The organism is Vibrio sp. Vb0888 (assembly GCF_033338835.1).
GTDB lineage: Bacteria > Pseudomonadota > Gammaproteobacteria > Enterobacterales > Vibrionaceae > Vibrio > Vibrio alginolyticus.
In genome coordinates this window covers 1-1,301 of the sequence record NZ_JAWOTL010000167.1, presented here as the reverse complement: position 1 = coordinate 1,301, position 1,301 = coordinate 1, and the positions used below count along the sequence as shown (strand labels likewise).

Annotated in this window: 1 protein-coding gene; it reads left to right on the top strand. The window is 49.4% G+C overall.

What is annotated here, in order from left to right; all coding sequences use genetic code 11:
• Positions 1 to 1,218, top strand: a 1,218-nt coding sequence (gene fadI, locus R7P72_RS24740; RefSeq protein WP_411912904.1) for an acetyl-CoA C-acyltransferase FadI, incomplete at its 5' end; no start/stop codon positions are given.
• Positions 1,219 to 1,301 lie beyond the last annotated feature (83 nt).

The following is a 1,301-nucleotide window of genomic DNA, read 5'->3' as shown; positions in this document are numbered from 1 at the left end:
TTTAGCCAAGTGCCAGCGGTCGATTTAGGGAAAATGGTAGTAAGCGAAATGCTTGCTCGAACAGATATTGATCCGAAATTAATTGAACAAGTGGTGTTTGGACAAGTGGTTCAAATGCCTGAAGCACCAAACATCGCACGAGAAATCGTATTGGGCACGGGGATGAACATCCATACCGACGCTTACAGCGTGACGCGTGCTTGTGCGACGAGCTTCCAAGCGGCGGTAAACGTAGCAGAGAGCATCATGGCGGGCACCATTGAAATTGGCATCGCTGGTGGTGCGGATTCATCTTCTGTACTTCCTATCGGTGTGTCCAAAAAACTTGCTGCTAACCTGTTGGCTCTAAGCAAAACCAAAACATTGGGTCAGAAGCTCAATATTCTCAAGAGTCTGAGTTTTAAAGATCTCATGCCTGTTCCGCCAGCCGTCGCGGAATACTCGACGGGTTTGTCGATGGGACAAACGGCAGAGCAAATGGCGAAGACGCACGGTATCTCACGCGCAGAACAAGATGCGCTAGCTCATCGCTCTCATACATTGGCATCCCAAGCTTGGAAAGAAGGCAAAATCCAAGGTGAGGTGATGACCGCTTTCCCTGAACCTTACAAAAAGTGGATTTCTGAAGACAACAACGTTCGTCACGACTCGACGTTAGAGGGCTATGCAAAGTTACGTCCTGCATTTGACCGCCAGTACGGCAGTGTTACCGCAGCAAACAGTACGCCGCTGACTGATGGCGGCGCGGCAGTGATGCTGATGCGCGAAGGTAAAGCGAAAGAGTTGGGCATGGAAATTCTTGGCTACATCCGTGGCTACGCATTCTCAGCGATTGGTGTGGAAAAAGACATGCTGATGGGACCGACTTACGCGACTGCGAAAGTGCTCGAAAACACAGGCTTGGAACTGTCGGATCTGACTCTGATCGATATGCATGAAGCGTTTGCTGCTCAAGCATTGGCAAACGTGAAAATGTTTGCCTCAGATAAGTTTGCTCAAGAAAACCTAGGTCGTTCGAAAGCGATCGGTGAAATCGACATGGATAAATTCAACGTGCTCGGTGGCTCAATTGCTTACGGTCACCCATTCGCGGCGACGGGTGCGCGTATGATGACGCAAACTCTACGTGAACTGAAACGTCGTGGTGGTGGTATTGCATTGAATACCGCTTGTGCTGCGGGTGGTCTTGGCGCTGCAATGATTCTGGAGGTTGAGTAATGAGCGAGCAAAAAGCATTTAGTCTTAACGTTGATGAGCAGAACATTGCATGGTTAGCGATCGACGTACCGAATGAAAAGATG